Origin of the sequence: Corallococcus sp. CA054B (genome assembly GCF_003611625.1) — a bacterium.
In the GTDB taxonomy this organism is placed as follows: domain Bacteria; phylum Myxococcota; class Myxococcia; order Myxococcales; family Myxococcaceae; genus Corallococcus; species Corallococcus coralloides.
The window spans coordinates 1-23,686 of sequence record NZ_RAVY01000093.1; the positions used below are offsets into that span (position 1 = coordinate 1).

Below are 23,686 nucleotides of genomic sequence, written 5' to 3' on the forward strand. Positions count from 1 at the left end.
GAGCTGCGCCGAGCCCTGTCCGGACGTCAGGTCCACCGTCCACACCCGCCCGGGCCCCCGAGCGCTGCCGGCCGGGTCGCGCACCGCCGCGTGCTTGCCGTCCGGGCTCCACGCGAGCTGCAACCCGTCACACGCCGCGTCCACCGTGACGAGCGCCCTGCGTCTGCCGTCTGACTCCAGCCGCAGCCAGGTACAGCCCGACGGCGCCGCGTCCTGGAGCACCGACAGCGAGAACGGCGCCACCTTCACCGGCGCGGCCACCGGCGCGGCGGCGGGCACGGCCGGGGAGGCCTCCGGGGGCTTCTGGCAGGCGCTCACGAGGAGCAGGGCGCTGAAGAGGCTCGAGGTGCGGACCATGTTGAACTCCACCCGGAAAAAGATGACCTCAAAGGAATATGTCAGAGCCCCGGGTGCGAGCGGAAGTCACTCGTGGTTCACATGGTGGGGACCGGACGGAGCCCTCCATCCCTGCTCGAGCCATGGCCAAACCATGACGAACACAGGGAGGAGCCAAGGCCCAAAGGCATCCATGACCCCGTAGGTTGGTCGTCCGTGTCCGCGGGTCAACCCTGGAGCGCGTCATGCCCCAAGCCGTCCCTCGCTTCGTCCCGGTGTGGTTCCTGGGCTGTACGGCGGTCGTCCTGCTCACGGCGGCGGACACACCCAAAGCCGCCCCGCCGCCCGTCACGCAGTGGACAGCACGGCCCTCCGAAGCGGGCCGCATCGCCCGGGTGGAGGCGGGCCTCGCGCCGCTGGCCTTGCCGGGGGAGAAGCCCCAGGCCCTCGACGTGCGGCGCTGGATGGCGCTGTACCGCATCCCGGGGCTGAGCGTGACGGTGTTCGACAAGAACGCCGTGGTGTGGAGCAAGGCGTACGGCGTGACGCAGGCCGGCGGCAAGGAGCCCGTCACGCTGGAGACGCTGTTCCAGGCCGCGTCCATCAGCAAGCCGGTGACGGCGATGGCCGCGCTGCGCGCCGTGGAGCAGGGGCAGGTGTCGCTCGACGCGAACATCAATGACGCGCTGACGTCCTGGAAGGTCCCCGACAACAGCTTCACGTGCGAGCAGAAGGTGACGCTGCGCCGGCTGCTCAGTCACAGCGCGGGGCTCACCGTGCACGGCTTCCCCGGCTACGGCGAGGGAGAACCCCTGCCCACGCTCCAGCAGATCCTCGACGGTGAGAAGCCCGCGAACACGGAGGCCGTGCGCGTGGACACGGTGCCCGGCACGGAGGCCCGCTACAGCGGCGGAGGCTACGTCGTCGTCCAGGCGCTGCTCACGGACCTGGCGAAGAAGCCCTTCCCCCAGCTCATGAAGGAGGCGGTGCTGGACCCGGTGGGGATGAAGCACAGCACGTTCGAACAGCCGTTGCCCCCGGCGCTCGCCGCGCGCACGGCCGCGGGCACGCGCGCGAGCGGAGAGGCCGTGGAGGGCCGCTGGAAGGTCTACCCGGAGCTGGCGCCCGCGGGGCTGTGGACGACGCCGTCCGACCTGGCGCTCCTCCAGCTGGAGGTGGCGAAGGCGAAGGCTGGCAAGTCGAAGCGGGTGCTGTCGCAGGCGATGACGCATCAGCTGCTCACGAAGCAGTCCGGGCCCTACGGGCTGGGCTTCATGCTGGAGGACGCGCCGGACCGCTTCAGTCACGGGGGATGGAATGACGGCTTCACCGCCACGGTGGTGACGCTGGGGGACACCGGCAGCGGCGTGGTGCTGATGGCCAACTCGGACAACGGCGTGCTGCTCTTCGAGCGGCTCATCGCGAGCATCGCCGCGGAGTACGGCTGGGAGCCCCTGCCGGACCACCTGAAGTCACCGGTGATGACGGCGGACCTGCTCTCGCGGGTGAAGGGCGCGGACGCGGTCATCGCCTGGGCGCGGAAGACGAAGGGGAGTGGCCTGCCGCCGCGGGTGCTCAACCACGTGGGCTACGGGATGATGATGTCCGGCAAGACGGCGGACGGCCTGAAGGTGTTCCAGGAGAACGCGGCCCTCTTCCCGGACGACGCGGAGGCGCAGGACGGCCTGGGCATGGCCTACATGAAGGCCGGCAAGAAGGCCGAAGCGCTCGCCGTGTACCAGAGGCTGCTCAAGGCGGATCCGAAGAACGAGCGCGCCTTGCAGGCCGTGAAGACGCTGAGCGCGAAGCCCTGAGCGCCCGCGCGCGAGAGGCCCGCGCCTACAGCGCCATGTACGCGCGGGCCGCCGGCACGGAGTAGAACCGCCCCTCCGGCAGGACGTACGCGGTGAGCTTGCCGCCGTAGACGCAGCCGGAGTCCAGCCCCACCGCGAAGGGGTGCTTCTGCAGGCCGCGCATGGCGTCGTGGCCGAAGATGACCAGCTCCGGGCCCTGCCACAGGCTGCCCCACGGCTCGCCCGCCTCCAGCCGCTTCGACGGCGTGCCGTCCGCCGCGATGCTGCGCAGGTTGAAGAGGAACTCCTCCTTCTGCTCCTCCAGCGGCACTCCCGGCACCAGCCCCGCGTGCACGGCCAGCGCGTTCAGGTCCGGGAAGCGCAGGTAGGAGGGCAGCCGCTCCATCCAGGCCCAGTCCGCGGCGCTCAGCGTGTCCAGCACCTGCCGGTGCTCCGGCTTGAGCTTCTTGCCCTTGGACGCGTGGCCCCCGTGCCAGCGCAGCACGTGCGCGTCGTGGTTGCCCTTCACCGCCTGGAAGCCGTGCTCGCGCGCCCGCCGCACCACGCCCGCGGAGTCCGGCCCCTTCGCCACCAGGTCGCCCACCAGCACCACCCGGTCACCGGGCTGCCAGTCACACGCCTTCAGGAGCGCGTCCAGCTCACTGGAACAGCCGTGGACATCTCCGATGAAGAGCGTTCGCATCCTCCACCCTCTTTAACGCACTGGCCCCGAATGCCCCGCCCGGAATCGCGGGGACGAGGCGTCGCGCGCCGCGTTACTCGGAGGGCGTGCGCAACAGCCGGCTCAGGCTCACGTCCAGCTGGCTGGAGATGAGCCGCAGCACGCTGTCCAGCTGGGAGCGCGTCAGCCGCAGCCGCTCCGTCAGCCGCTGCCGCGTCCCGTCCAGCAGCTCCTCCTGCGCGCCCACCACCCACCGCGCCGCCGTGGAGCGGTGCACGCCGTACAGCGCGCCCAGCTGGTCGATGCCCAGCCCGTCCAGGTACTTCAGCCGCAGGAAGTTGCGCTGCCGCGCGGACAGGGCCGCCAGCGCCGCCTGGAAGGACGCGCTGAACTCCGCGCGGTACGTCTGCTTGAGGTACGCCAGCTCCGGGTCGTCCCCCGGCGCCACCAGCATGGACAGGTCGCCGTCCTCCGACTGCGCCTGCCCCGAGCGCTGCCGCTGCCAGTCCAGCGCCAGCCACAGCGCCGCCGCGCGCACCCAGCCCGTCAGCGGCCCCGTGCCCGGGTACGCCGCCAGCCGCGCCGGGGCCTCCGCGCTGCCCACCAGCATCCGCTGCCGCAGCGCCTGACGGACCTCATCCAGCCCGGCCGGGGGCAGCTTCAGCCGCGCCACCGCCGCGTCCACCTCCGGCATCAGGCGCTCCTCGAACGTGGCCAGCGCCGAGGGCACGCCGTCCGCCGCCGCCCTGGCCAGGTAAACGTCCGCCATGTGCAGCCTGCCCCAGGCGTCCTCGTGGCCGTCCGCGGGGACCAGCCGCGCCAGGTGCGCCGCGAAGCGCGGTCCTTCCAGCGTGATGCCGGGCCAGGACTGCCGGGCCGCGTCCAGGGCCTGGGCCAGCCGCTCCTGGAGGACGGAGAGGGCGCCTGCCGGCTCCGTCTTTCCCCGGGCGGTCATGAAAGCCTGAGCTAAGGGCAATTCAGGTGCGGCCACGGCAGAGGACACTACCACCGGCCCCTGTCGCGCCGCCGGTTCACCCGACATGTCGCGCAGCGGCTCCCACCTGTCAGGTGTCCCCCGGGACACGCTCCCGAGCCGCGCGTGTCCACCCGAGCACGCCCCCCTGGCCGTGCGGGGCGCCCCCTTTTCGCCCTCGTCCGCCCGGGCGGCATCCAGCCGGCGTCCCACCCTCCGTGGCCCTCCGGCCACGGCCGCCCATGGCCTGCGCTTTGCTGGTAGAGCCTTCCGGACGTGGGCTGGTGCGGAGGTGTGAACGTGGAGGAAGTCGGTGTGGGGCTCGGCGTCGGGCCTGGTGACGCGGTGTACTCCTCGTGGCTGGAGGTGAGCGCATCCCACCTCAGGCACAACGTGGCGGCGTTCCGCGCGCTGGAGTCCACCGGCCCCACACCCCGGGCGCTGGGCGCGGTGCTCAAGGGCAACGCCTACGGCCACGGCCTGGCCCAGGTGCTGCCGCTGGTGCACGCGGGCGTGGACGTCCTCTACTTCATCGCGCCGCAGGACGCGCTCACGGTGCGCGCGCACGAGTCCGCGCACGGCCTGCCCGCGCGGCAGGTGGTGGTGCTGGGCGCGGTGGCCCCGGAAGAGGCCGTCGTGCTGGCGCGCGAGGGCATCGACGTGGTGGTGGCGGACCGCTCGTGGGCGGACGCGGTGCCGGCGTTGCGCGCGGCGAAGCTGCCTCGCCCCCTGCGCGTGCACGTGCACATCGACACGGGCCTGGGCCGCGAGGGCTTCACGTTGGATCAGCTGCCGCGCGAGACGCGGTTCCTCGCGGAAGCGCTGGACGTGTTCGAGCCGGTGGGCGTGCTCAGCCACTTCGCCAACACGGAGGACGTGACGGAGCAGGCGTACGCGCTGGCGCAGTTGGACGCGTTCGAGACGGCGCTGGGGCACCTGACCGCGCAGCTGAAGCCCGCGAAGCCGTTGCAGCGGCACATCGCCGCGAGCGCCGCGGCGCTGGTGCTGCCCCGGGCGCGCTACGAGGCGGCGCGGGTGGGCATCTCGCTGTACGGCCTGTGGCCCTCACCGGAGACGCGGCTGTCCGCGCGGCTGGTGCTGGGCGAGCTGCCGGTGCTCAAGCCGGTGCTGTCGTGGCGCTGCAAGAGCCAGGTGGTGAAGTGGCTGCCGGCGGGCGCCTACGTGGGCTACGGCTGCACGTACCGCTGCCCGGAGCCCACGCGCATCGCTGTGTTGCCGGTGGGCTACTACGACGGCTATCCGCGCCTCGCGTCCGGCAAGGCGCACGTGCTGGTGAACGGGCGGCGGTGCGCGGTGCTGGGCCGCGTGATGATGAACCACCTGATGGTGGACGTGACGCGCGCCACGTCCGACGAGCGCCCGGTGACAGCCACGCTCCTGGGCCGCGATGGAGAAGAGTCCGTGTCCGCCGAGTCCCTGGCCGGCTGGGCGCAGACCATCCACTACGAGCTGGTGACGCGCCTGGGCGCGCACCTGCGCCGCGTCGTCGTGGAGTAGAACTACTTCGGCGGCGTGCCCTCGGTGAGCCCGGGCGACGGCGCCGTCGTGAGCGCCGGGGGCTGCACCTTCCAGCGGCGGTGCAGCCACAGCCACTGCTCCGGATGCCTCCGGATGGCGCGCTCCAGCGCCGCGGTGACTCGCGCGGTGTGCTCGGTGATGGGGTCCGCGCACTCGCCGGGCTTGGGCGGGAGGATGGGGCCTTCCACCTCCAGCTTGTAGCGCGCACCCGGGCCCGGAGGCCGCACGCCCATCACCACGAACACCGGCACGCCCGTGCGCTCGGCGGCCACCGCCATCGCGGGTGTCGTGGACGCGAGCCGGCCGAAGAAGGGCACGAACACCGCGGACTTCGCGGGCAGCGCCTGGTCCAGCAGCATGTACGCGGACTCGCCGCGGTTCACCGCGTCCGTAATCTCTTGAATCGCGCCCTTCGGGTAGATGAGCCCCGCGCCCGCGCCCAGCCGGTTCACCGCGATGCGCGTGTTCAGCGCGCCCTTGAGCGGCCGCACCAGCGCGTTGAGCGGGATGCCCCAGCGAATCAGCATCTGGCCCACCAGCTCCCAGTTGCCGAAGTGCGCCGTCACCAGCAGCGCGCCCTTGCCCGTGGCCACGTGCGCCTTCAGCGCCGCGAACGCCTCCTCGCCCTCGATGCCCTGCTGGTCCCAGTCCGGCGTCATCCGGTCCCCGGACGGCAGCGACTCCACCACCACGCGCGCCATGGTGAGGTACGCACCCCGCGCGATGTCGTGGCGCTCGGCTTCACTCTTCTCCGGCATCGCCTGCGCCAGGTTGTCCAGCGCCACCTTGCGGCGGATGCCCAGCGTGTAGGCCAGGTTCGCCACGAAGCGTGCGAGCGCATCCCGCGCCTTGGGTGACATCGCCGTGAGCAGCGCCCAGACGCCGCGCGTCAGGAACGCCACGATGGGGCCCGGCGGCGAGCCGATGATGCGGCGCAGGTGCTCCGGCGGCCGTTTCCCCTCGGGAGGGGTGTTCGTTTGCGATGGCAGCGGATGCGAAGAGAGGGGAGCGGACACGGCGGCGCACTCCATCGCGAACACGACCTGACAGCAAGGCCACGCGTCGCTCGCTCGTCGCTACCTTGCCAGGCTGCTCTGGTCCACACTGCGCGGCCATGCCCAACCTGCTCCGTCCGGTGGCCCTGGCCACCGCAACCTTCCTTGCGGCATGCGGTGCCCGTCAGGGTAACGCTCCCGCTCCCGGTGCCGTCGAAACGCCGCCCGCCATCCAGGCATCCACGGCGCCCACGCCTCCCACGCTGCGGCTGCCGGACGACGTGCGGCCCACGAAGTACGCCATCGTCCTGAAGATGGATCCGAAGGCGGAGACCTTCGAAGGCACCGTCGACGTGATGCTGGAGGTGGCCAAGGCCACCAACATCATTTGGATGCACGGCAAGGGCCTCATCGTGAAGGAGGCCACGCTGGAGCAGGCGGGCGTCACGCAGACGCTCAAGGCCTCCTCCTCCGGCGAGGACTTCCTCGGCCTGACGCTGGAGAAGCCTCTGGCCGTGGGCGGCGCGAAGCTGCACCTCACGTACACGGGCACCGCGTCCGAGCGCGAGACGTCCGGCGCCTTCCGCGTCAACGAGGGCGGCGACTGGTACATCTACACGCAGTTCGAGCCGCTGGGCGCGCGCCGCGCCTTCCCGTCCTTCGACGAGCCCGGCTTCAAGGTGCCGTGGCAGCTCACCTTCCACGTGCCGGAAGGCAACGTGGCCGTCACCAACACGCCGCAGCTGGCGGAGGAGAAGGGCGCGGACGGCTGGCACATCTACCGCTTCGCCCCCACGCAGCCCCTGCCCAGCTACCTCATCGCCTTTGGCGTGGGCCCGTTCGACTTCCTGCCCGCGCGCGACGCGGGGCAGAAGCAGGTGAAGACGCGCATCATCACGCCGCGCGGCCGGGCCAGTGAAGGCGCGTGGGCCGCGAAGGTGACGCCGGAAATCCTGGAGCGCCTGGAGGGCTACTTCGGCATCCCGTACGCCTACGAGAAGCTGGACGTGCTCGCGGTGCCGCTGATGGGCGGGGCCATGGAGAACCCGGGCCTCGTCACGTTCAACTCGCGCCTCATCCTGGCGAAGCCGGAGGAGGACGCCGTCTGGCGCCAGCGCGCGTTCGCGAACGTGCAGGTGCACGAGCTGGCGCACCAGTGGTTCGGCGACCTGGTCACCATGGCGTGGTGGGACGACCTGTGGCTCAACGAGTCCTTCGCCTCGTGGATGACCCCGCGCATCGTGGAGTCGTACCAGCCCACGTGGGACGCGCCGGTGGAGCGCGTGCAGGACCGCAACGGCGCGCTGGACGCGGACAGCCTGGTCGCCGCGCGCTTCATCCGCCAGCCCATCCAGAACGCGGGTGACATCCAGAACGCCTTCGACGGCATCACCTACGGCAAGGGCAGCGCGGTGCTGGCCATGGCGGAGACGTGGCTGGGCCGCGACGTCTTCCAGAAGGGCATCCAGCGCTACATCCGCGCGCACGCGGGCAAGAACGCCACCGCGAAGGACTTCCTGGACGCGCTGTCCGCCGAGTCCGGCAAGGACGTGGCCCAGGTGATGAACAGCTTCCTGGACCAGACGGGCGCGCCCTTCATCACCGCGACCCTGCTGTGTGACGGCGGCAAGCCGCGCGTGGCCCTCACCCAGCAGCGCTACGTGCGCCTGGGCTCCAAGGCCCCGGAGGCGCAGTCGTGGAAGGTGCCGGTGTGCGTGAAGTACCCGGGCGCGTCCAAGGAGGCCACCGCGTGCACGCTGATGACGGAGGAGAAGGCGGAGGTCGCCCTGACGGAGGCGAAGGCGTGCCCGGCGTGGGTGTTCCCCAACGCGGACGGCGCGGGCTACTACCGCATGCGCCTGGCGGGCGATGCGCACGCGAAGCTGATGAAGTCGGGCCTGTCGAAGCTGTCGCGCGCGGAGCGCGTGGTGCTGCTGAGTGACTCGCTGGCGCTGGCGAAGGCGGGGCTCATGCCCGCGGCGGACGCGCTGCCGCTGCTCACCGGCGTGGCGGAGGACCCGGACCGGCAGGTGCTGGAGGCGGGCCTGGAGCTGATGGACCTGGTGTCGTCGCGGCTGCTCCCGGAAGCGCAGGACGCGGACCGCGCCCGCTACGTCCGGGACACCTTCGGGCCGCGCGCGCGCAAGCTGGGCTTCAAGCCGCGCGCCGGTGAGAGCGAGGACATGCGCCTCTTGCGCCCGCGCCTGCTGGAACTCGCCGGCAACGAGGGCAACGACCCGAAGCTCATCGCGGAGGCGCGCACGCTGGCGGAGCAGTGGCTCAAGGACCGCAAGGCGGTGGCGCCGGACGTCGTGGGCGCGGTGCTCGCCATCGCGGTGGAGCACGGCGACGCGGCCCTGCACTCGAAGCTGATGGAGGCCCTGCGCGGGGAGCAGAGCCGCTACCAGCGCCAGCAGCTGCTGGGCGGTCTGAGCCACGTCACCGACCCGAAGCTGGTGAAGGCGAACCTGGAGCTGCTGCTCGACCCGAAGCAGGACATGCGTGAGAACCTGTGGCTGCTGATGGGCGCGTCGCGCGACCCGCGCACCCGCGACACCGCGGTGGAGTTCCTGAAGGCGAACTTCGACACGCTGGTGGGCACGGACGACAAGCCGGGCCTGCTGCCGGAGGGCATGGGCTCGCGGCTGCCGTACATGGGCGCCGGCTACTGCGACGCGGGCAAGCGCCAGGAGGTGGCCGCCTTCTTCGAGCCGCGCGTGGACAAGGTGCCCGGCTCCGAGCGCGTGCTGCGGCAGGTGCTGGAGATCGTGGACCAGTGCATCGCGCTGAAGGAGGCGCAGGGCGCGAGCATCGGGGCCTTCCTGTCCGGCAAGCCGGCCAAGACGCCGCAGGCGCCGCCCGCGCCCCGGTAGTCCGTCCCTGAAACGACACCGGGTCCGCGTGACATGCACGCGGACCCGGGAGTGATGCGGACGTCGCGGCGGGGAGCGCTACTTCCGGCCGCGCGACATGAAGGACATGAAGGCTTCCTTCGCCTCGTCGGAGGCGAGGCGCTGGACGAACTCGGCGCCCTCGCGCTTGAGGGCGGCGTCCACCTGCTCACGCAGCGGGCCGCGGATGAGCGCCTTGGTCACCTTCAGGGCCTGGGCGGGGCGCTGGGCCAGGGCGCGGGCGCGCTCGGTGGCCACTTCCTTCAGCTGCGCCTCCGGGACGGCCTTGTTGATGATGCCGGCGCGCAGCGCGGTGGCCGCGTCGAACGGGTCGCCGAAGAGCAGCAGCTCCGACGCCAGCGCGAAGCCCGCCGCGCGCGGCAGGAGCAGGCTGCTGGCGCCTTCCGCGCACAGGCCCAGGTTGACGAAGGGCATGCTGAAGCGCGCCTTCTCCCCGGCCACCACGTAGTCGCAGTGCAGGAGCATGGTGGTGCCAATGCCCACCGCCGCGCCCTCCACCGCCGCGAGCACGGGCTTGGAGAGGCCCGCCAGGGCGCGCAGGTACTGGAACACCGCGCTGTCCTCGCCCGTGGGCGGGTGCTCCAGGAAGTCGCCAATGTCGTTGCCCGCCGTGAACGCGCCGCCCGCGCCGGACAGGAGCACCACCCGGACGTCCTCGCGGCGCTCCGCCTCCTGGAGGGCGGCGGTGGCGGCTTCGTACATGGCGTGGGTGAAGGCGTTCTTCTTCTCCGGCCGGTTGAAGGTGACGGAGAAGACCCCGGCGTCGAGCTGCGTCAGAAGCGTGTCGGACATGGCCGGGCAGACTAACGCGCGTCGGGCCGCAGTGCGCGCAAGAGCAGCGGGGCCAGCGTCACCACCTGGTGGGGGAAGGGCAGGTCCTCCCGGTGCTCCACACTGTCCGTGCTGACCAGCCGCTTCACCGGCACGCCGTGCAGGCGCTCCAGCGCGGGGCCCACCAGCAGCGCGTGCGTGGTGGCGAGGATGAAGTCGTCCACGCAGCCCTCGCCCTTCAGCTCCTTCGCCGCCGCCGCCAGCGTGCCGCCGGTGGACACCATGTCGTCCACCAGGATGGGGCGCATGCCGCGCACCTGGCCCAACAGGCCCAGCGTCTCCACCTCGTTGCCGCTCAGCCGCGCCTTGTGCACCACCGCCCACGGGCGGCCGAGCAGCTTCGCCAGCGCCTCCGCGCGCTTCACCGCGCCCAGGTCCGGCGCCACCACCACGGTCGTGTCGGTGACGTGGGGGCGCAGCGCGTCCGCCAGCAGCGGCAGCGCGGACAGGTGCTCCAGCGGGGCGCCAAAGCAGCCCTCCAGCGCCGGGTTGTGCAGGTCCACGGTGAACACCCGCGTGAAGCGGCCGTGGGACACCATGTCGGCCACCAGACGTCCGCCCAGGGGCTCGCCCGGCCGGGCCCGCCGGTCCTGGCGCGCGTACCCGACATAGGGAATCACCGCCTCCATCGAGGCCGCGCCCGCCCGCCAGCACGCGTCCGCGAGCAGCAGCAGCTCCATCAGGTTCTCGCCCACGGGTGGGGTGGAGGACTGGAGGATGACGACGCGGCGGCCTCGCACCTCCTCCGGGGGCACCTCGATGTGCAGTTCTCCATCTGGAAAGCGCTCCCGCTTCACCCCCACCGGCTCCGCGCCGAACGCCTGGGCGAGCGCACGGCCGAGGTGGGGACTGGCACTGCCGACGACGAGGGCGATGGGCGTCATGGGGCCGCACCCTAGCGCGGGAGGTGCTCGTGGCGCCCTGGCCCCCCGGGCATGCCGCCAGGAGAGCCACTGAACGTGCCTCCGCCGACACACTCCGGAGCGAAGCGCACCTTCCGGGGGTGGAGGCTGGCCAATGCGTTTCCGGGACAGGGCGGAGGCGGGACAGAAGCTCGCGGGGGTGTTGATGCCCTACCGCTCCGGAGACGTGTACGTCCTGGGGCTGACACGCGGCGGGCTGCGCGTGGCGTACGAGGTGGCCCGGGGATTGAGGGCTCCCCTGGACCTGTGGGTGGCGCGCCGGCTGCGCGTGCCGGGGGGCCGCCTCATGCTGGGCGCGGTGACGGAGGGCGGCGGGCTGTACCTGGACCCGCAGGCGGCGGGCCAGGCGAAGCTGCCCGGGGAGACGCTCCAGCGCTTCGTGCACGAGGAGGTGGACGACGTGGAGCATCAGGCCCGGCAGCTGCGAGGCGGCCTCACGCCGCGGATCCGCGGCTGCACGGCGCTGCTGGTGGATGACGGGATGGTGACGGGCGCCACCATGGCCGCGGCGCTCCTGGCGCTGAAGCAGCAGGGCGCGCGCCGGCGCATCGTGGCGGTGGGCGTGGCGACGCCGCGCGCGCTGGAGCTCATCCGCGGCCGCGCGGACGCCGTGCACGCGCTGACGCTGGACCCCACGCTGCGCGAGGTCTCCGAGGCCTACGACATCTTCCCCGCGCTCACCCAGGACGAGCTGCGGCGCTGGCTCACGCGCGCCCGGGAGGCCAGCCCGGCCCGGCCGGAGGGCGTGGCGCCGGACATGGCGGGCGGGTGGTGGTTCTGACGGGGCGTGCGAGTGGCAGGAGCGGAAGCGGATGACGACGAGGACATGAGGAGGTCGTATGGACGTGGAAACCGTGCATGCGGAAGACCGCAGGCCCCGGACGCACTGGGAGCACTTCACGCGCGAGGAGCTGCTCGGGGTGCGGGGGGTGGGCCGCTCCATGGAGCAGGCCTTCGAGATGGCGGCGCTGGGACTCTGCGCGTTGGTGACGGACCCTCGGAGTGTGGAGGCGCACGAGGAGCTGGAGGTGGCCTGCCAGTCCGCGGACCATGAGCAGCTGCTCGCGGACTGGCTGCGCGCGGTGGTGGGCGCGATGGCCGGACGGCACCTGCGCTTCCAGTGCTTCGTGGTGCGGCTGGACGGGCTGAACCTCTTCGGCCACGGCTTCGGCGAGCGCGCGGGACAGGCGCGCCATGGCACCCACGTGGCGGTGACGGGCGCGTCGTTCACCGACGTCTCCGTGCGCCAGGGGACGGAAGGCGTGTGGACCGCCGAGGCGCTGGTGGACTTCTAGGCCCGCGACCGGCTTGTCCGGTGCTCGGACGTGCGGGCGCGACAGGAGGATTCGTCCACGGAGGAGATGCGCCGGGGCTCCGGGCTGCTATAGGGACGTTTCCCTCTTCGCGACCAGGACCCTTCCGGACATGGCTTCCCGTGACATCCGCTTTGTGTGGCTCGACCTGGAGATGACCGGGCTGGACCCCAATACCTGCGGCATCATCGAGGTGGGCATCATCGTCACCGGCCCGGACCTGCGCCCCCTGGGCGAGTTCGAGCGCGTCGTCTGGCAGCCGGAGGAGATGCTCCAGCGCATGGAGCCCGTCGTGCGCGAGATGCACACGAAGAACGGCCTCCTGGAGAAGGTGCGCGCGTCCACGTCGTCCCTGCGCGTGGTGGAGCGCGAGGTGACGTCCTTCATCGCGGACTACTGCGACCTGGGCGAAGGCATCCTCGCGGGCAACTCCATCCACACGGACCGGCGCTTCCTCATCGACCACATGCCCATGGTGGACCGCTACCTGCACTACCGCATGGTGGACGTGACGAGCCTCAAGGTGATTACCCGCGCCTGGTACCCGGCGCTGGTGGAGCCGCGCAAGCCGCCCTCCGGGCACACCGCGCTCGCGGACCTGCGCTCCAGCATCAGCGAGCTGCAGTACTACCGGGACGTCCTCTTCCGCGCGACGCCGGGCTAGGCGCCCGTCAGGCGCGGGCCCCGTCCGCGGGCAGCTGCTCCGCGATGGTGCCCAAGAGGTCGTCCAGCTCGAAGGGCTTGGCGAGGAAGTGGGAGCTGGCGCGGCGCTCCTCGTCCGTGAGGCGGCCCGCGCTCATCACCACCACGGGCAGGTCGCACAGGTCCGGATGGGCGCGGATGCGGCGCAGGAGTTCGCCGCCGTCCATCACCGGCATCATCAAGTCCAACAGCACCAGGTCCGGCTTGGACGCCAGGAGCCGCTGAAGGCCCTCGTCGCCGTTGTACGCGGTGACGATGTCGTAGCCTTCGAGGGACAGGATGTCCTCGAGCGCCTCCACGATGGCGAGCTCGTCGTCCACGATGAGCAACCGCTTCATGCGCGGGCTCCCCCCACTGACCGCACTCGGTCCGGGCCCCCTGTCGGCCGGGAGGCCGGGGGCGGACTGGACGGGATGCGGATGGGGTCGGACTTCAGGCGGTGGCTCCATTTTCTCTCGCCGCAGAAGGTAGGTCCGCGCGCCAGTTCGGCCAGGGGACAGTGTGGGTTTTGTTGGTCAGGTGGCGGTGGGTGTGTCCTGGGAGCCGGCCAGGCGCTCCTTGAGGATGTGTTTCTGGACCTTTCCCAAGGCGTTGCGAGGCAGGGCGTCGGTGAAGACGACGCGGCGCGGCTTCTTGAAGGCGGCGAGCCGTTCCCTGCACCAGTCCACCAGGGCCTGGGCGTCGGTGGGGGCACCGGGGTGGGGGACGATGACGGCGACGACCTGCTCACCGAAGTCCGGGTCGGGCAGGCCCAGGACGGCGGCCTCGGCGACGGCGGGGTGCGCGGTGAGGACCTCTTCGACTTCGCGGGGGTAGATGTTGAAGCCACCGCTGATGATGAGCTCCCGAGCCCGGCCGGTGATGCGCAGGAATCCGTCCGGGTCCCATTCGCCCAGGTCGCCGGTGCGGAACCAGCCATCGGCGTCGAAGGCTTCGGCGGTGGCGTCCGGGCGGCGCCAGTAGCCGGTGAAGACGTGGGGGCCGCGGACCTCGATTTCGCCCGTCTCGCCGCGGGGCAGGGGCTTACGGGAGCGCACGTCCACGACGCGGGCCTCCTGGCCGGGGAAGGGCATGCCCACGGTGCCGGGGCGGCGTTCGCCGTCGTAGGGCTGGGTGGTGTTCATGAGGGTCTCCGTCATCCCGTAGCGCTCCAGGATGCGGGCGCCGAAGCGCGCCTCGATGTCCAGGCACAGCTGGGGGCTCAGGGGGGCGGAGCCGGAGACCCACAGGCGCAAGGGGTGCGGCGTCACGCCGGTGCGGCGGGACTCCTCCAGGAGGCGGCCGTACATGGTGGGCACGCCGAAGAAGAGGGTGAGGGACGCATCGTCGTGCAGGGCGGTGAGCGCTTCGGAAGCGACGAAGCGGCGGCGCAGGTCCACGCTGGCGCCGGTGAAGAGGGTGCCGTGGAGGCCCACCATGAGGCCGTGGGTGTGGAAGAGCGGAAGGGTGAGCAGCAGCCGATCCGCGTCGGTCCAGCGCCACGCTTCAGTGACAGCGCGCACGTTGGCGAGCAGCTGCCGGTGCTGGAGCATGGCGCCCTTGGAGCGGCCGGTGGTGCCGGACGTGTAGCCCAGCACGGCGAGGTCCTCCGCGCGGGGCAGCGGCAGGGCCGCGGTGGAGGCAGCGCCCAGTTCCACGATGGCGTCGAAGGCGACGGTGGGCAGGGACGCGGGGAGCCCGGGGGGAGGCGGCTCCACGGTGATGAGCCATTGGAGCGAGGGCAGTTGTTCACGCAGCGGCGCGAGCTCCGATGCGCCGGAGGTGCCGGTGACGCAGACCTTCACCTCCGCGTCGGAGAGGATGTGGGCCAGCTCCACCTGCCGGTAAGCGGTGTTGACGAGCACGGCGACGCAGCCCGCGGCCTGGACACCCAGCCAGGTGACGACGAACGCGTCGCTGTTCTCCAGGAAGAGCGCGACGCGGTCGCCAGCCGCCAGTCCCCGCGCCTTGAGTCCGCGAGCAAACGCGGTGACCCGCTCCGCCAGCTGCCCTCGCGTGTACGAAGCCCCCTCGAACGAGAGCAACGGGCGCGAGGGTTCGTGACGGGCATGGTCCAGGAACACTTCAAGCAGGGAGGCCGGCATGGCGCGATCGTACCTGGACGGGATACGCTGGGTGCATGGCTATGCGTTGGCGATGGTTGTGGATGACAGGGCTGCTCGCGAGCCTGTCGTGCTCCGCACCCCAGCCCACACCCGGTGTCGTCCGGGGCAGAGCCGGAGAAAGACTGGCAAGCCTTCCGGGACCGATGCCCGGCTTCGGCCCGTTCGACACCTTCTCTGACGCGTTGATGGCCGCGTGTCCCGTGATTCTTTCCCAGCCCCATGCGACCGCGGGACGCAAGGGAACCCAGGCCTTCGATGTCCGCTGGCGCGTCTCGAAGGAGTACTGCGCCTGGCTGTATTACACGCCGGTCGGCAAGTACGAGATGAGCATGCTGACAGACCAGTCAGCGCAGGACGACCTGGACCGAAGACGCAGTTGCCTGCTGCCCGAGACGGTCGATGACGCCCGGTTCCCGCCAGGAAGCCTCAAGTACGTCTTCGCCCTGCACAACCATCCCTACGAAGGGCACCTCTCCGACGGCGACCTCCGGATGATCGTCTCCATGGGACGTGTCCATGGATGGGTCATGGAGTTGGGAGGAAGGAAGGTTCCTCTTTCGATCGTCGCGTTCTTCTCGAACTCCGACGACCTGGACCATCCCTCGTGCGATGGTTTCTTCCAGTACATCCCGGTGACAGGCGAACTGATGAAGTGGACCGGTGGACTCCGTGGTGGATGGCGCCAGGAAGTGCTGGGTACGGTCACCTGGCAGGATGAGACGCACTACCGGATCGATGGGAAGTAGCCGCCAGGAGCCTTCATGAAGAAGACCCATTTCATCCTGGCCTCCGCGCTCGTCCTGGCGGGCTGCATGAGAGCCGCCGCACCGTCTCCTGCGAACTACGAAGAGGACCCCTCCATCACCTTCCCGCCGTTCTTCGCGCACCCCGCTGTCTCACTGGGGACCGAAGGCACGGTGTACGAACTGGATGGAGACACCCTGCGAGCACTCACCGTCGCCGCCCGGGACCTGCTTCCACCGCGGGACACCTCCGTGTCCTGTGGAAGCCGCTGGGAGTCCCAGCAGTACCGCGTCGTCCGGCAGGGCGACGTCATCTTCATTCGCATCGACGAAGCCCCGAAGGCGTGCGGCCGCACGCATCCAGCGCTGGACTCGGGAGCGAGCTACGCCATCCACCGGGATGGCCGGATCCTCAGGCGGCTCATTGACGGCCAGCCGGATGTCGCGAAGCCCGAGGACGCTGGCGTGCCCTCCACGCTCGGAGAACCCGGCAGCGCGTCCCCTGATGCGCTGGGCGACGGGCCCTCACCGTTTCTGCCCCTCTCGTGGCAGGACGCGGGCTCACCCACTCCCGCGCCTCATCCGTAGCATCGCCTAGAAGAGCGTCACGCCCAGCGTGACGCTGGCCAGGAAACCGCCGTGCTGGCTGGTGGCGATGTCCAGGTCGTCGAGGAGGTTCGGGTCGCGGCCGTCCGACGTGCGCCAGTTGTCCTCACGCAGGCGGAAGCCCCAGCCCGCGCGCAGACCCAGGTACATGGGGCCCATCGACTGACGCATGCCGACCGCCAGCGTCGCCACCGGCGTGGGCAGCTTCTCCGTCGTGAACTCCTCCGTCTCGCCGTTGAGGGTGAGCGTGCTCGTCGACTTCGTGCCCAGGTTGAAGCTCATGCCCGCCTCCAGGAAGGGGCTCGTGCGCGACTCACCCAGCGGATACAGGCGCGCCAGCGGCCCCACCCGGATGCCCCAGGCGCCCGTGCCGGCGCTCAGGTTGAGTCCCAGGATGGGCACCACCCGGTACTCCAGCTCACCGCCGAAGATGCCGGAAGGGCTGTTGAAGCCCAATGCCAGACCCAGGTCCAGGTTCGTCCGGCCACCGCCCCGGCGGCGCGGCTCCTCGACCTCCAGCTCGCGCCCCGTCGAATCGCCGGCCATCCCGTCGTACCCGGACACGTCACCGTGCGCGCGCTCAGACACCAGCGAGCCTGAACCCGCGGCCTCGGGCACCTCAGCGGAGGCCACCGGCGTCTCCTGGCTCGCGGCGTCCAGCTTCTGGGCCTCGTCCAGCACCGCCTTCGCCATCGCCACCGAGCCCTTGTCGCTCAGGCTGGGATTGACGAAGTCGTACGACAGCGTCTTGGTGCGCACCGGCGAGTGCGTCGTGCTCAGCAGGTACGTCAGCCGGTACTTCTCCCCGGCCCGCGTCACCTTCGCGCTCACCGTCACGTCGGGCGAACCCTCGTGCTGGGGGGCCATCAGGATGGCTTCCGTGGTGGCGTTCTTCAGCGCCTCGCTGATGCCATAGCGCGTGCGCTCCGTCACGGTGCTCGCGGTCAGGCCGCTGGCGTCCACCTCACTGCCCACCTCCGTGAGCTGGAGGTACAGGGTGTCGGCGAAGGCGGAGAAGGGCAGAAGGGTGGCGGCCAGCAGCATGCCGGCGCGCGTCCGAAGGGCGGTGGAGCGCATGGGGTGTTCCTCGAAATTGTGTGGAATTGAACCGAGCAAGCAGACGGCCTGACGCTGTTTCTATTCAGCCCCAGTGCACTTCTTCGCGGTGTCCGTTCCTGGGACGCGCCCTTCGCGCAAGCGGTCAGCGCGGCCGGCCCTTCCCCCATCACCCTCGTGTTTCCGGGCGCTTGGACCGGCTCGAAGTCCTGGCACACGGCTCGCTATGGCCCGGGGCGTGGACATCCCGAAGCCCCGAGCACCCCGCCGCAAACCCTACCTCCTGGCCGCCCTGGGCCTCGCCGCGCTTGTAGCGGTGACGGTGGGGCTGTCCCGGCTGCGCCCCGCCGCGCCCACCGTGGACAAGGCCTCGGTGTGGCTGGACACGGTGAAGCGCGGTCCGCTGGTGCGCCAGGTGAAGGGCACCGGGTCGCTGGTGCCCGAGTCCATCCGCTGGCTCACCGCCGACACCGCTGGCCGCGTGGAGCGCATCCACGTGCGTCCCGGCGCCACCGTCACCGCCGGCACGCTGCTGTTGGAGCTGTCCAACCCGGACGTGCAGCTCCAGGCCCTGGAGGCCGAACGCCAGCTCGCGAGCGCCGAGGGCGACTTCCTGGAGCTGCGCGAGCTGCTCCAGACGCAGCGGCTGTCCCAGCAGGCCACCGTGGCCACACTCACCGCCGAGTCCGCCGACGCCACCCGCCGCGCGCAGGCCAACGCGGCGCTCTTCCAGAAGGCCTTCGTCGGCGACCTGGAGACGCGCCAGGCGCAGGAGAAGGCCGAGGAGGCGAACCAGCGGCTGGAGTTGGAGCGCCAGCGCCTGGACGTCATGTCCCAGAGCCTGCGCCAGCGCCTCGCGTCCCAGCAGGAGCAGGTGGAGCGGCTCAAGGCCGTGGCGCGCTTCCGCCGCCAGCAGGTGGAGTCCATGAAGGTGCTCGCGGGCGAGGACGGCGTGCTCCAGGAGCTGCCGCTGGAGCTGGGCCAGTGGGTGACGCCCGGCGTGCTCCTGGCCAAGGTGGTGAAGCCGGAGCGGCTCAAGGCGGAGCTGCGAATCGCGGAGACGCAGGCGCGCGACATCCTCCCGGGTCTGAAGGCGCAGGTGGACACGCGCAACGGCGTGGTGGAGGGCACTGTCGCGCGCGTGGCCCCCGCGGCCAGCCAGGGCACGGTGCGCGTGGAGGTGTCGCTGCCGGACGCGCTGCCCAAGGGCGCCCGGCCGGACCTCACCGTGGAGGGCACCGTGGAGCTGGAGCGGCTGGACGACGTGCTGTTCGTGGGCCGTCCGGCGGGAGCGCAGGCGGAGAGCACGCTGGCGCTCTTCCGGCTCGTGCCCGGAGGCGACGAGGCGGTGCGCATCCCCGTGAAGCTGGGCCGCGGCTCGGTGAACGCGGTGGAGGTCGTGCAGGGACTTTCAGAAGGCGATCAGGTGGTGCTGTCGGACATGACCGCGTGGGATGCGGTGGAGCGCGTGAGGCTGCGATGATGACGACGATGACGAACGACCGCGAGACGAAGGCCGTGGCCCCGGGCGCGGTGCCGGGCAAGGCGCTGCTCCAGCTCGACGGGCTCACCAAGGTGTTCGAGACGGAGGAGGTGGAGACGCACGCCCTCTCCAACATCCAGCTCACCATCCGCCAGAACGAATGGGTGGCCATCGTCGGCCCGTCCGGCTCCGGCAAGTCCACGCTGCTCGCGGTGCTGGGGCTGTTGGACACCGCCACGCGCGGCAGCTACCTGCTGGATGGCCGGAGCGTGCTGGAGCTGTCGCCCACGGACCGGGCGAAGGTGCGCAACCAGCACATCGGCTTCATCTTCCAGAGCTTCAACCTCATCGGCGACCTCACCGTCTTCGAGAACGTGGAGCTGCCGCTCACCTACCGGGGGCTGCCCGCGCAGGAGCGCAAGCAGCGCGTGGAGCGGGCCCTGGAGCGCGTGGGCATGGCGCACCGGGCGCGGCACCTGCCGGGGCAGCTGTCCGGCGGCCAGCAGCAGCGCGTGGCGGTGGCGCGCGCCGTGGCGGGAGACCCCCTCATCCTCCTGGCGGACGAGCCCACGGGCAACCTGGACTCGAAGAACGGCGAGGCGGTGATGCAGCTGCTGTCCGACCTGCACAAGGCGGGCTCCACCCTCTGCATGGTGACGCACGACCCGGCACACGCGCGCATCGCCACGCGCACGGTGAGCCTGTTCGACGGCCGCGTCGTGCAGGACGAACAGCTTCGCTGAAGGGCAGGGGCACACGGCCATGGAACACCTGCTCGGTGACTTGCGCTACGCGTGGCGCTCCCTGAAGAACGCCCCCGGCTTCGTGGCGGTGGCGGTGCTGACGCTGGCCCTGGGCATCGGCGCGAACAGCGCCGTGTTCAGCGTGGTGAAGGGCGTGCTGCTCACCCCGCCGCCGTTCACCCAGCCGGAGCGGCTGGTGCTGCTGGCCCCGAACTTCGACGCCTTCGGCCTGAAGGAGGTGTCGAACTCCATCCCCGAGTACCGGGACCTGACCACGCACACGCAGGCCTTCACGTCGCTGGCGGCCTTCCGCCCCAACGACATGACGCTCACCGGCGGGGACTCACCCCGGCGCCTGCACGTCGTCGTCGCCACGGCGTCCTTCCTGCCCACGCTGGGCGTCGCGCCGGTGCTGGGCCGGGGCTTCACGCAGGAGGAGGAGACGCCGGGCCAGGACAAGGTCGTCGTGCTCACGGACGCCGCGTGGCGCACCCACTTCGCGAAGGACCCGGAGGTGCTGGGGCGCGTGCTGCGCTTGGACGGCGTGCCGCACACGGTGGTGGGCGTGCTGCCCCCGGGCGCCGTCTATCCGGAGGACACGGAGGTGGTGCTGCCCCTCGCGCCCGCGCCCGAGCAGCAGGCGGAGGCCCGGCGCGGCAACCGCTTCCTCAACGTGATGGCGCGGCTCAAGCCGGGGATGACGCTGGATGGAGCGCGCGCGGACCTGGTGCGCATGGGCAACGCGCGCCCGGCGGACCTGATGAGCCGGTACCGGGAGTGGGGCTGGTCCATGAGCGTGAAGCCGCTGGAGGACCAGATCGTGGGCGGCGTCCGCGAGACGCTGTGGCTGCTCTGGGGCGCGGTGGGCTTCGTGCTGCTGGTCGCGTGCTCCAGCGTGGCCAACCTGCTGCTCGCGAGGGCGGTGTCCCGGGGCCGCGAGGTATCCATCCGCGCGGCGCTGGGCGCGGGCCGGCTACGGCTGGTGGCGCAGTTCCTCACGGAGAGCCTGGTGCTGTCGCTGGTGGCGGGCGCGGTGGGGCTGCTCCTGGCGCTGTGGGGCACGGACGCGCTGGTGGCCACGGTGGGCGAGGGCCTGCCCCGGGCCCAGGGCGTGAAGCTGGACGTGGCCTCCGTGCTCTTCACGCTGGGGGTGTCGGTGCTCACGGGCGTGCTCTTCGGGCTGGTGCCCGCGCTCCAGGCCAGCCGCGTGGACCTGCACGCGGCGATGCGCGAGGGAGCACGCGCCACGGGGAGCCACCGCACGGGCCGGCTGCGCGCGGCGCTGGTGGTGGCGCAGGTATCGCTCGCACTGGTGCTGCTGGTGGGCGCGGGCCTGTTCATGAAGAGCTTCCTCGCGCTCCAGCGCGTGGATGCGGGCTTCGAGTCGGACGGCGTGCTCACCGGGCAGCTCGCGCTGCCCAAGGTGCAGTACCCGGACCCGGCGAAGCAGGCGGCCTTCCTGCAGGCCCTGGTGCCCCGGCTCCAGGCGCTGCCGGGCGTGGAGTCCGCGGGGCTGACGAACGTGCTCCCGCTGGGCGGCTCCATGGACAACAGCTTCGACATCGAGGGGCGCACGCGCCAGCCGGGCGAGCTGTGGAAGGCGGTGGAGTTCCGCGCCGCCACCCCCGGCTACCTGCACGCGCTGCGCGTCCACCTGCGGCAGGGGCGGTTGCTGGAGGACGGGGACGGGCCGGACGCGCCCTGGGCGGTGGTCATCAACCGCTCCTTCGCGGACCTCTTCTGGCCGAAGGGCGACGCGCTGGGGCAGCGGGTGAAGCTTCACGGCAAGGACATGCAGTGGACCACGGTGGTGGGCATCGTGGACGACCTGCACGAGTGGGGCCTGGACGTGCCGGCGCGCCCGGCGGCGTACTACTCGCTGTCACAGCTGCCGGACGTGTCCATGGGCCTGGCGGTGCGCGTGAAGTCCGGGGACCCGGAGGCCTTGCGCGTCCAGGTGGAAACGGAGGTGCGCGCGGTGGACGCGGACCTGCCGCTGTTCGACGTGTCCTCGCTCACGCGCCGGATGGACCAGTCCACGGGCCCGCGTCGGTTGTCCGCGCTGGTGATGGGCCTGTTCGCGGGCGTCGCGCTGCTGCTCGCGGCGCTGGGGCTGTCGGGCGTCATCGCCTTCTCGGTGTCGCAGCGCACGCGGGAGCTGGGCATCCGCATGGCGCTGGGGGCCGCGCGAGGCGACGTGCTGCGGCTGGTGCTGGCGCAGGGCCTGCGGCTGTCGCTCGCGGGCGTGGCGGTGGGGCTGTGCCTGTCATTGGGGCTGGCGCGGCTGTTGGGGTCGCTGCTGTATGGCGTGTCGGCGGACGACCCGTGGACGTTCGGAGGGGTCGCGCTGCTCTTGACCGGGGTGGCGCTGGGGGCGTCGTGGCTGCCCGCTCGACGGGCGACGCGCGTGGACCCCATCATCGCGCTCCGGGCCGACTGAGTTCCCTCCTTTCTGGCACAGTCCCAAACCGTGGCGTCCTCCGTGTCCGAACCCACCGCTCCCTCTCCGCGTACCACCCGTGTCCTCGTGGCCGACGACCAGCCGGACGTGCTGGAGGCGCTGCGGCTGCTGCTCAAGCGCGACGGCTACACGGTGGTGAGCGCGCAGTCCCCCGCGGGCGTGAAGGCCACGCTGGACGCGGAGGACGTCGACCTGGTGTTGATGGACCTCAACTACGCGCGCGACACCACGTCCGGGCGCGAGGGCCTGGACCTGCTGGGAGAGCTGCGCGCGAGGGATGCGCTGCTGCCCGTGGTGGTGATGACGGCGTGGAGCAGCGTGGAGGGCGCGGTGGAGGCGATGCGCCTGGGCGCGCGCGACTACGTGCAGAAGCCCTGGGACAACACGCGCCTGCTGGCCACGCTGCGCACGCAGCTGGAGCTGTCCCGGGCGTTGAAGCGCGGCCGGCGGCTGGAGGAGGAGAACCAGCACCTGCGCCGCGAGCAGGGCGGCCGCTCTCCGCTGGTGGGCGAGTCGCGGGCGATGCAGCCGGTGCGCAGGCTCATCGAGCGGGTGGCGCCGTCGTCGGCGCCGGTGCTGGTGACGGGAGAGCACGGCACGGGCAAGGAGGTGGTGGCGCGCCTCCTCCACTCGGCGAGCACGCGCGCGGACCGGCCCTTCGTCGCGGTGAACTCCGGCGGCCTGTCCGAGGGCGTCTTCGAGAGCGAGCTCTTCGGTCACGTGAAGGGCGCCTTCACGGATGCGAAGGCGGACCGCATCGGCTGCTTCGAGCTGGCGGACGGCGGCACGCTCTTCCTGGATGAGATTGGGAACATGCCGCTCACGCAGCAGGCGAAGCTGCTGCGGGTGCTCCAGACGGGGGAGTTGCACCCGGTGGGCTCGTCGCGGACGCGGCGCGTGGACGTGCGCGTGGTGAGCGCGACGAACGTGGACCTGAGCCGGGCGGTGGCGGAGGGCCGCTTCCGCGAGGACCTGCTCTACCGGCTCAACACGGTGGAGGTGCAGTTGCCTCCGCTGAGGGAGCGGCGCGAGGACATCCCGTTGCTCGCGACGCACTTCCTGGCGGCGCAGGGGCAGCGCTACGGCCGTCCCAACATCCACCTGGCACCGGGGGCACTGGAGGCGCTCATCGCGTACCCGTGGCCGGGCAACGTGCGCGAGCTGGAGCACGCGGTGGAGCGCGCGCTGCTGATGGCGGTGGGGGACCGCGTGGAGGCGGAGGACCTGCTGCTCAAGCGGATGGGCCCTCCGGGCGGAGGGAGCGCGCGCCTGGAGGAGATGACGCTGGAAGAAGTGGAGCGCTACCTCATCGAGCGCGCCCTCGGCCGGCATGACGGCAACGTGAGCGAAGCCGCGAAGGCACTGGGCCTGTCGCGCAGCGCGCTCTACCGGCGGCTCCAGTACTACGGCATCAAGGGCGCAAGGTGAGCCGCGGTCACCCGGCACCGCATGACCCGCGCATCACGAAGCCCGATGCGCACGAACCGAAC

Annotated in this window: 20 protein-coding genes and 1 pseudogene; 12 read left to right on the forward strand and 9 right to left on the reverse strand. The window is 71.5% G+C overall.

The genetic code is table 11. The features are described 5' to 3' along the window. A pseudogene (locus tag D7V80_RS22305) lies at positions 1 to 357 on the reverse strand (hypothetical protein); the annotation flags it as partial. Positions 358 to 581: 224 nt separating this feature from the next. Here D7V80_RS22305 and D7V80_RS22310 point away from each other — a divergent pair. Further along, positions 582 to 2,150, forward strand: coding sequence for a serine hydrolase (locus tag D7V80_RS22310; protein WP_120590069.1), 1,569 nt, complete (start codon positions 582 to 584; stop codon positions 2,148 to 2,150). Between the two features lie 25 nt (positions 2,151 to 2,175). Here the strand turns inward: D7V80_RS22310 and D7V80_RS22315 are convergent, their stop codons facing one another. Next, positions 2,176 to 2,832 (reverse strand): metallophosphoesterase, encoded by a 657-nt coding sequence (locus tag D7V80_RS22315; RefSeq protein ID WP_014393096.1) that lies wholly within the window; start codon positions 2,830 to 2,832, stop codon positions 2,176 to 2,178. A gap of 73 nt (positions 2,833 to 2,905) precedes the next feature. Continuing rightward, on the reverse strand, positions 2,906 to 3,766 hold the full coding sequence (locus D7V80_RS22320) for a sigma-70 family RNA polymerase sigma factor (RefSeq protein WP_120590070.1): 861 nt from the start codon (positions 3,764 to 3,766) through the stop codon (positions 2,906 to 2,908). 318 nt (positions 3,767 to 4,084) lie between these two features. Here D7V80_RS22320 and alr point away from each other — a divergent pair, with 318 nt between their 5' ends. Then, positions 4,085 to 5,302, forward strand: a complete 1,218-nt coding sequence (alr, locus tag D7V80_RS22325) for an alanine racemase (RefSeq protein WP_199738793.1) — start codon at positions 4,085 to 4,087, stop codon at positions 5,300 to 5,302. Positions 5,303 to 5,304: 2 nt separating this feature from the next. Here alr and D7V80_RS22330 read toward each other — a convergent pair whose 3' ends face one another. Continuing rightward, positions 5,305 to 6,339 (reverse strand): lysophospholipid acyltransferase family protein, encoded by a 1,035-nt coding sequence (locus tag D7V80_RS22330; protein ID WP_370452519.1) that lies wholly within the window; start codon positions 6,337 to 6,339, stop codon positions 5,305 to 5,307. Between the two features lie 98 nt (positions 6,340 to 6,437). Here D7V80_RS22330 and D7V80_RS22335 point away from each other — a divergent pair, with 98 nt between their 5' ends. Beyond that, positions 6,438 to 9,191 carry a M1 family metallopeptidase gene (locus D7V80_RS22335; protein ID WP_120590072.1) on the forward strand — a complete coding sequence of 918 codons (2,754 nt, stop codon included), beginning with the start codon at positions 6,438 to 6,440 and terminating at the stop codon, positions 9,189 to 9,191. A gap of 78 nt (positions 9,192 to 9,269) precedes the next feature. On the opposite strand, the gene D7V80_RS22340 is transcribed toward D7V80_RS22335, so the two are convergent. Then, entirely contained in the window at positions 9,270 to 10,022 is a 753-nt protein-coding gene (locus tag D7V80_RS22340; RefSeq protein WP_120590073.1) for an enoyl-CoA hydratase, read from the reverse strand. 11 nt (positions 10,023 to 10,033) lie between these two features. Continuing rightward, positions 10,034 to 10,945 carry a ribose-phosphate pyrophosphokinase gene (locus tag D7V80_RS22345; protein ID WP_120590074.1) on the reverse strand — a complete coding sequence of 304 codons (912 nt, stop codon included), beginning with the start codon at positions 10,943 to 10,945 and terminating at the stop codon, positions 10,034 to 10,036. 133 nt (positions 10,946 to 11,078) lie between these two features. Between D7V80_RS22345 and D7V80_RS22350 the strand changes: the two genes are divergently transcribed. The 3 genes from D7V80_RS22350 to orn all read left to right on the forward strand — a co-directional run bounded on the left by D7V80_RS22350 (position 11,079) and on the right by orn (position 12,961). Next, positions 11,079 to 11,765: a phosphoribosyltransferase gene (locus tag D7V80_RS22350; RefSeq protein WP_120590075.1), complete on the forward strand. Its 687-nt coding sequence runs from the start codon at positions 11,079 to 11,081 to the stop codon at positions 11,763 to 11,765. 58 nt (positions 11,766 to 11,823) lie between these two features. Continuing rightward, entirely contained in the window at positions 11,824 to 12,279 is a 456-nt protein-coding gene (locus D7V80_RS22355) for an archease (RefSeq protein WP_120590076.1), read from the forward strand. A 130-nt stretch (positions 12,280 to 12,409) separates the two neighbouring features. Continuing rightward, a complete protein-coding gene (orn, locus tag D7V80_RS22360) occupies positions 12,410 to 12,961 on the forward strand; it encodes an oligoribonuclease (protein WP_014393105.1) in 552 nt (183 codons plus the stop codon). 7 nt (positions 12,962 to 12,968) lie between these two features. Here orn and D7V80_RS22365 read toward each other — a convergent pair whose 3' ends face one another. Together D7V80_RS22365 and D7V80_RS22370 are read right to left on the reverse strand one after the other, a co-directional pair. Next, positions 12,969 to 13,337, reverse strand: coding sequence for a response regulator (locus tag D7V80_RS22365; RefSeq protein ID WP_120590077.1), 369 nt, complete (start codon positions 13,335 to 13,337; stop codon positions 12,969 to 12,971). A 177-nt stretch (positions 13,338 to 13,514) separates the two neighbouring features. Continuing rightward, entirely contained in the window at positions 13,515 to 15,083 is a 1,569-nt protein-coding gene (locus D7V80_RS22370; protein ID WP_120590078.1) for an AMP-binding protein, read from the reverse strand. 164 nt (positions 15,084 to 15,247) lie between these two features. On the opposite strand from D7V80_RS22370, the gene D7V80_RS22375 reads away from it, so the two are divergent. Beyond that, positions 15,248 to 15,850 carry a hypothetical protein gene (locus D7V80_RS22375; RefSeq protein ID WP_120590079.1) on the forward strand — a complete coding sequence of 201 codons (603 nt, stop codon included), beginning with the start codon at positions 15,248 to 15,250 and terminating at the stop codon, positions 15,848 to 15,850. A gap of 15 nt (positions 15,851 to 15,865) precedes the next feature. Continuing rightward, a complete protein-coding gene (locus tag D7V80_RS22380) occupies positions 15,866 to 16,435 on the forward strand; it encodes a hypothetical protein (RefSeq protein WP_120590080.1) in 570 nt (189 codons plus the stop codon). Between the two features lie 6 nt (positions 16,436 to 16,441). Here the strand turns inward: D7V80_RS22380 and D7V80_RS22385 are convergent, their stop codons facing one another. Next, the gene (locus tag D7V80_RS22385; RefSeq protein ID WP_120590081.1) at positions 16,442 to 17,530 is read right to left on the reverse strand and encodes a hypothetical protein; all 1,089 of its coding nucleotides are present in this window, start codon (positions 17,528 to 17,530) and stop codon (positions 16,442 to 16,444) included. A 217-nt stretch (positions 17,531 to 17,747) separates the two neighbouring features. Here D7V80_RS22385 and D7V80_RS22390 point away from each other — a divergent pair, with 217 nt between their 5' ends. From D7V80_RS22390 to D7V80_RS22405, 4 genes are read left to right on the forward strand one after another with little or no spacing between them, the layout of a single operon-like run. After that, entirely contained in the window at positions 17,748 to 18,992 is a 1,245-nt protein-coding gene (locus tag D7V80_RS22390) for an HlyD family secretion protein (RefSeq protein WP_120590094.1), read from the forward strand. After that, positions 18,992 to 19,735, forward strand: a complete 744-nt coding sequence (locus D7V80_RS22395; RefSeq protein WP_052312906.1) for an ABC transporter ATP-binding protein — start codon at positions 18,992 to 18,994, stop codon at positions 19,733 to 19,735. The genes D7V80_RS22390 and D7V80_RS22395 overlap by 1 nt, the downstream gene beginning before the upstream one ends. A gap of 19 nt (positions 19,736 to 19,754) precedes the next feature. Then, positions 19,755 to 22,175 (forward strand): ABC transporter permease, encoded by a 2,421-nt coding sequence (locus D7V80_RS22400; protein WP_120590082.1) that lies wholly within the window; start codon positions 19,755 to 19,757, stop codon positions 22,173 to 22,175. Between the two features lie 42 nt (positions 22,176 to 22,217). Next, on the forward strand, positions 22,218 to 23,624 hold the full coding sequence (locus D7V80_RS22405) for a sigma-54-dependent transcriptional regulator (protein ID WP_370452520.1): 1,407 nt from the start codon (positions 22,218 to 22,220) through the stop codon (positions 23,622 to 23,624). The last annotated feature ends 62 nt before the right edge of the window (positions 23,625 to 23,686 follow it).

Bases quoted from the DNA above. Each gene is read 5' to 3' on its own strand.
- orn (WP_014393105.1), top strand. From the start codon at position 12,410: ATGGCTTCCCGTGACATCCGCTTTGTGTGGCTCGACCTGGAGATGACC.
- D7V80_RS22375 (WP_120590079.1), top strand. From the start codon at position 15,248: ATGCCCGGCTTCGGCCCGTTCGACACCTTCTCTGACGCGTTGATGGCC.
- D7V80_RS22315 (WP_014393096.1), bottom strand. From the start codon at position 2,832: ATGCGAACGCTCTTCATCGGAGATGTCCACGGCTGTTCCAGTGAGCTG.
- D7V80_RS22335 (WP_120590072.1), top strand. From the start codon at position 6,438: ATGCCCAACCTGCTCCGTCCGGTGGCCCTGGCCACCGCAACCTTCCTT.
- D7V80_RS22320 (WP_120590070.1), bottom strand. From the start codon at position 3,766: ATGACCGCCCGGGGAAAGACGGAGCCGGCAGGCGCCCTCTCCGTCCTC.
- D7V80_RS22340 (WP_120590073.1), bottom strand. From the start codon at position 10,022: ATGTCCGACACGCTTCTGACGCAGCTCGACGCCGGGGTCTTCTCCGTC.
- D7V80_RS22395 (WP_052312906.1), top strand. From the start codon at position 18,992: ATGACGACGATGACGAACGACCGCGAGACGAAGGCCGTGGCCCCGGGC.
- D7V80_RS22350 (WP_120590075.1), top strand. From the start codon at position 11,079: ATGCGTTTCCGGGACAGGGCGGAGGCGGGACAGAAGCTCGCGGGGGTG.
- D7V80_RS22385 (WP_120590081.1), bottom strand. From the start codon at position 17,530: ATGCGCTCCACCGCCCTTCGGACGCGCGCCGGCATGCTGCTGGCCGCC.
- D7V80_RS22380 (WP_120590080.1), top strand. From the start codon at position 15,866: ATGAAGAAGACCCATTTCATCCTGGCCTCCGCGCTCGTCCTGGCGGGC.
- D7V80_RS22345 (WP_120590074.1), bottom strand. From the start codon at position 10,945: ATGACGCCCATCGCCCTCGTCGTCGGCAGTGCCAGTCCCCACCTCGGC.
- D7V80_RS22365 (WP_120590077.1), bottom strand. From the start codon at position 13,337: ATGAAGCGGTTGCTCATCGTGGACGACGAGCTCGCCATCGTGGAGGCG.
- D7V80_RS22370 (WP_120590078.1), bottom strand. From the start codon at position 15,083: ATGCCGGCCTCCCTGCTTGAAGTGTTCCTGGACCATGCCCGTCACGAA.
- D7V80_RS22310 (WP_120590069.1), top strand. From the start codon at position 582: ATGCCCCAAGCCGTCCCTCGCTTCGTCCCGGTGTGGTTCCTGGGCTGT.
- D7V80_RS22355 (WP_120590076.1), top strand. From the start codon at position 11,824: ATGGACGTGGAAACCGTGCATGCGGAAGACCGCAGGCCCCGGACGCAC.
- D7V80_RS22400 (WP_120590082.1), top strand. From the start codon at position 19,755: ATGGAACACCTGCTCGGTGACTTGCGCTACGCGTGGCGCTCCCTGAAG.